Origin of the sequence: Streptomyces hirsutus (assembly GCF_001418415.1) — a bacterium.
Lineage (GTDB): Bacteria > Actinomycetota > Actinomycetes > Streptomycetales > Streptomycetaceae > Streptomyces > Streptomyces hirsutus.
In genome coordinates this window covers 1-4,756 of record NZ_LIQT01000569.1, presented here as the reverse complement: position 1 = coordinate 4,756, position 4,756 = coordinate 1, and the positions used below count along the sequence as shown (strand labels likewise).

General features: G+C 73.3%; 5 protein-coding genes. 2 read left to right on the top strand and 3 right to left on the bottom strand.

Features of this window, described 5'->3' with window-relative positions; all coding sequences use genetic code 11:
* Window positions 1-607, top strand: a 607-nt coding sequence (locus tag AOK11_RS34625; protein ID WP_157869513.1) for an EAL domain-containing protein, incomplete at its 5' end; no start/stop codon positions are given.
* Here the strand turns inward: AOK11_RS34625 and AOK11_RS34620 are convergent.
* The 3 genes from AOK11_RS34620 to AOK11_RS34610 form a co-directional block, all read right to left on the bottom strand.
* Window positions 580-1,707 (bottom strand): LLM class flavin-dependent oxidoreductase, encoded by a 1,128-nt coding sequence (locus tag AOK11_RS34620; protein WP_055597622.1) that lies wholly within the window; start codon window positions 1,705-1,707, stop codon window positions 580-582. The genes AOK11_RS34625 and AOK11_RS34620 overlap by 28 nt on opposite strands.
* 111 nt (window positions 1,708-1,818) lie before the next feature.
* Window positions 1,819-2,550, bottom strand: coding sequence for a maleate cis-trans isomerase family protein (locus AOK11_RS34615; protein ID WP_055597621.1), 732 nt, complete (start codon window positions 2,548-2,550; stop codon window positions 1,819-1,821).
* On the bottom strand, window positions 2,547-3,551 hold the full coding sequence (locus AOK11_RS34610) for a maleate cis-trans isomerase family protein (RefSeq protein ID WP_055597620.1): 1,005 nt from the start codon (window positions 3,549-3,551) through the stop codon (window positions 2,547-2,549). Before AOK11_RS34610 ends, AOK11_RS34615 begins: the two co-directional genes overlap by 4 nt.
* A gap of 232 nt (window positions 3,552-3,783) precedes the next feature.
* Here AOK11_RS34610 and AOK11_RS34605 point away from each other — a divergent pair, with 232 nt between their 5' ends.
* Entirely contained in the window at window positions 3,784-4,749 is a 966-nt protein-coding gene (locus AOK11_RS34605) for a D-2-hydroxyacid dehydrogenase (RefSeq protein WP_055597619.1), read from the top strand.
* The last annotated feature ends 7 nt before the right edge of the window (window positions 4,750-4,756 follow it).

Sequence of the window (4,756 nt, the reverse complement as noted above, 5' to 3'; positions counted from 1 at the left end):
GCGCACCGCCTGCCGGCAGGCCCGCAGCTGGCAGGTCGAGCACCCCGGGGAGCCGCCGATCTTCGTCAGCGTGAACGTGGCGGTCCGCCAGGTCTGGGACTCCGACCTGGTGGCGGACGTCGCCGAGACCCTGAAGGAGACGGGCCTGGCGCCGGAGCTGCTCCAGCTGGAGCTGACCGAGTCAGCGGTGATGGGCTCCTCCGGCCGGCCGCTCCAGGCGCTGACCGCGCTCAGCGACATGGGCGTGCGCATCGCCATCGACGACTTCGGCACCGGCTACTCGAACCTGGCCTACCTCAGCCGGCTCCCGGTGTCGGTGCTGAAACTGGACGGCGCCTTCGTCCGCGGCTTCCAGTACGAGGACCGGGCCGCGGCGCCCAGCCCGGCGGACGAGGCCATCGTCGAGGCGATGGTGCAGCTCGCCCACCGGCTGGGGCTGACGGTCACCGCGGAGTGCGTGGAGACCTCGGCGCAGGCCACCCGGCTGCGCCGGATCGGGTGCGACACCGGTCAGGGCTGGTTGTACTCCCGTCCGGTGCCGCCGGACCGCATCTCCGAACTGCTGGGCACCCCCGGGGTTCAGGCGGACGTCGTCGGCAACCCGTAGGCGTCCGCGATGAGTTCGTAGGACCGCAGGCGTATGTCACCGCTGTGCGCGTTGGCCGTGATCATCAGCTCGTCGGCGCCGGTGCGCTTCTGCAGGTCGTCCAGACCGGCGCGGACCTCGTCCGGGGTGCCGTGCACGACGTTGGCGTTCCACGAGTCGACGAAGTCCCGCTCCACCGGCGAGAACGGGTGCGCCTCGGCCTCCTCGGGCGTGGGAACCAGGCCGGGGCGGCCGGTGCGCAGCCGGACCATGTTGAGCGCGGCGGCCAGGACCTGGCGCCGGGCCTCCGCGCCGTCCTCGCTCGCGAGCGCGGAGACGCCGATCAGGGCGTAGGGCTCGTCGAGGATGTCGCTCGGGCTGAACGACTCGCGGTAGAGGTCCAGCGCGGGGATCGTGTTCTGCGCCGAGAAGTGGTGGGCGAAGGCGAAGGGCAGACCGAGCATGCCGGCCAGCCGGGCGCTGAACCCGGAGGAACCGAGCAGCCAGACCGGCGGCCGGTGCGGCGACTGCACCCCGCCCGGCGAGGTCGCCTGGACCGGGCCGGGGACGGCGTGGATCCGGCGGTAATGGTGACCTTCGGGGAAGTCGTCGTCCAGGAAGCGGATCAGCTCGGCGAGCTGCTGGGGGAAGTCGTCGGCGCCCTCGTTCAGCCGTTCGGTGCGGCGCAGCGCGGCGGCGGTGGCGCCGTCGGTGCCGGGGGCGCGGCCGAGGCCGAGGTCGATCCGGCCGGGGGCCATGGCCTCCAGCGTGCCGAACTGCTCGGCGATGACGAGCGGGGCGTGGTTGGGCAGCATCACCCCGCCCGAACCGAGCCGGATGCGCTCGGTGTACGCGGCGAGGTGGGCCAGGATCACGGCCGGGGACGAGGACGCCACACCCGGCATGGAGTGGTGCTCGGCGACCCAGTGGCGGTGGAAACCGCGCGCCTCGGCGAGCCGGGCGAGGTCGACACTGGTGCGCAGCGCGTCGGAGGCGGTCTGACCGGCACCGACCGTGACCAGGTCCAGCACGGACAGCGGAACGGGCGCCGAGCCGTGCGTCACGCCCCGGATCTCGTCGGCTCCTCGGTCCTCGGCGCCTGCGGTGTCGTCTGCGGCCACGGTGGGGTGCCTCCTGTTTCGGGTGACGTTCGCCGTCGTCGGAAACAGGAGGCCGCACCCGCTTATTCCCTGGCAGGACGCCCGAGGACCTCCGCGCGGCTCCGCGGGCCGCTACACCTGCACGATCGGTTCCCGCGTGAACAGGGCACCCAGGCTCGGCGCGTTCACCCGGCGGTCGGCCAGGCGCAGCCCCTCCCAGACGGTGACCTGGTTGGCGGTGAGGACCGGTTTGCCGAGCTCCTTCTCGAGCGCCGGGAGATGGGCGACCGTGTGCAGGGCCGTGTCGGGGAGGAGGAGGGCCTGGGCATCCGGACGGTCGGCCGCGCGGGCGAGGGCGAACAGCTCGGCCTCGCCCCAGGTGCCGACCTCCGCCGCCGTGACGATCCCGGCACTGGTCACTCCGGTCACCTCCACCCCGCCGGCCGCCAGGAACTCCACGAAGAGCGCGGCCACGTCGTCCGGGTAGGTCGCGCCGACGGCGACCCGCCGGGCCCCGATCTCCCGCGCCGCGTGCACGAAGGCGAAGGAGGTGGAGGAGGCGGGCATGCCCGCCGTACGGGCGAGGGCGCGCACCTGCTCCTGGGCGCCCTCCCAGCCGCGGACGAAGCTGCCGCTGGTGCAGGCCCACACCACGGCGTCGGCGCCGGTGAGCCGCAGTTCCTGGAGGCCGGCCGCGAGCCGGTCGGCCGCGCCCATCTCGAGCAGGGCGTCGGCCCGGTGCGCGTCCTCACCGATCTCGGTGTGCACCAGGTCCACCCGTACGTCGCTGCCCAGCAGTTGCTCGATGCGCGGATAGTCGTCCTCGGCGGAGTGTCCGGGGTAGAGGAATCCCAGTGCGGTCATGTCCAGCCTTCCTGCTGCTTCTCGTCCGGCACGCCGGACACGCCCTGCGCGCCCGGCACACCCTGCGCGTCCGACACGCCGTGCACGCCCCGCACGTCCGGTGGCTCCTGCCCTTCCGGCAGTACGGAGCCGGTCGGCACCACCGGCCCGGCGGCCGGCAGTGCGCTCCCGGTGCCGGTACCGATACCGGTACCGATACCGGTACCGATACCGGTACCGATACCGGTACCGGTGCCGGTACCGGTGCCGCTGCGCGCCGACGTGTCGATCAGCGCCTGATACGGTCCCACCGCCCGGGTACCCAGTCGGCGCAACGCCGCCCACATGGTCACCTGGTTGGCCGAGATCACCGGTATGCGCAGTTCCGCCTCCAGCTGGGGGATCACGTCGTAGGTCGGCAGGTTGGTGCAGGACAGGAACAGCGCGTCCGCCGCGCCGAGCCGGCCGCGCGCCGCCGCCCGCCGGGCCATGTCGACCACCTCGCGGTAGGTGACCTTCCAGATCTGCCGGGTCAGGCTCATGTACGCGCAGCCGGTGACCGTGACCCCGGCCTGCGCCACGTACTCCTCCAGCGCCCGGGTCACCGACACGGTGTAGGGCGTCACCAGCGCCAGCCGCCGTACGTCCAGCTCCACCAACGCCTCCAGCAGCGCGCCCGAGGTGGTGACCGCGGGGACCGAACCGGCCCTGCTCATCGCCTCGCACATGGCGTGCTCACCCATGACCCCGCCGACGAAGCTGCCCGACGTACAGGCGTACGCGACGACCTCGGGGGTGACCTCGGTGAGGGTGCTCACGGCGTCCCGGAGGGTCTCGTGCTCGCTGATCACGCGGGCGAGGTCCAGGCTCACCTCGACCGGCACGTACGGCGTTCGGGTGACGTGCAGGGACACGTCGTCGGGCGTCCACCGCCACAGCTCGCGGTCCAGCGCGAAGTCGAAGGGGGCGACCACACCGACCCCGCGCTGCGGGCCCGGTCCGCCGAGAAAGGAGACGTCCATGTCAGCACCGGCCTCACGGTGAGAGACGAGCACGCAACGGTTCGTGGAAACGCCCGTGTTGACGACGGTAGGTTCGGGGTGCCAGCGTGGTCAATCCGTACATCTCAGACTTCCGGTCGCCCGGGGGAAAGGCGGCCCCGCCATCTCCCCGGACGACCCCCTCGACCGGCTCGCCGGCCGGCTCCTCAACAGGCCCGCGACCGGCCCTTCGACCACCCCCGGGACCCCTTCCATGACCCTCCCCACGCTCCTCGTCCTGGACGCCGACCCGCCGCCCCGGCTGGGCCGGCTGACCGGCAGGGTCCGCGTCGAGCACGCGGACGCCTCGACGCTCGCCGAGCGGCTTCCGTCCGCCGACGTGCTGCTGGTCTGGGACTTCACCTCGCACGCGGTGCGCGCCGCCTGGCCGGGCGGGGGCTCCAGGCCGAGCTGGGTGCACACGGCGAGTGCGGGCGTGGACCATCTGATGTGTCCGGAACTCGCCGTCTCCGACACGGTGGTCACCAACGCGCGCGGCGTCTTCGACCGGCCGATCGCCGAGTACGTCGCCGCGCTCGTGCTGGCCATGGCGAAGGACCTGCCGCGGACGCTGGCGCTCCAGCGGGAGCGGACCTGGCTCCACCGCGAGTCGCGCAGGGTCGCCGGGACCCGTGCCTGCGTCGTCGGGTCGGGGCCGATCGGGCGGGCGGTCGCCGGCACGCTCGAGGCGCTCGGCGTCACCACCGCGCTGGTCGGCCGGACCGCGCGCGCGGGGTCGGACGGCGCCGCGGCCGTGCACGGACCCGAGGACCTGGACCGGCTGATCGCCCGCGCCGACTGGGTGGTCGCCGCCGCGCCGCTCACCGAGCGGACCCGGGGCATGTTCGACGCCCGCCGGTTCGGGCTGATGCAGCCGTCCGCCCACTTCGTCAACATCGGCCGCGGACCGCTGGTCGTCGAGGACGCGCTCGCCGAGGCGCTGGAACAGCGCCGGATCGCGGGCGCCGCCCTGGACGTCTTCGACTCCGAGCCGCTCACCGCGGACAGCCCGCTGTGGGACGTGCCGGGACTGGTCGTGTCCCCGCACATGAGCGGGGACACCCTGGGGTGGCGGGACGAACTCGGCGCCCAGTTCGTGGAGTTGTACGAGCTCTGGGCCGCCGGCAAGCCTCTGGTGAACGTGGTCGACAAGCAGCGTGGGTATGTACCCGGACACTGACCCGCCC

What these genes read in the sequence shown, in the direction of transcription:
- AOK11_RS34615 (WP_055597621.1), bottom strand. Translation starts at nt 2,550, where the DNA reads ATGACCGCACTGGGATTCCTCTACCCCGGACACTCCGCCGAGGACGAC.
- AOK11_RS34610 (WP_055597620.1), bottom strand. Translation starts at nt 3,551, where the DNA reads ATGGACGTCTCCTTTCTCGGCGGACCGGGCCCGCAGCGCGGGGTCGGT.
- AOK11_RS34605 (WP_055597619.1), top strand. Translation starts at nt 3,784, where the DNA reads ATGACCCTCCCCACGCTCCTCGTCCTGGACGCCGACCCGCCGCCCCGG.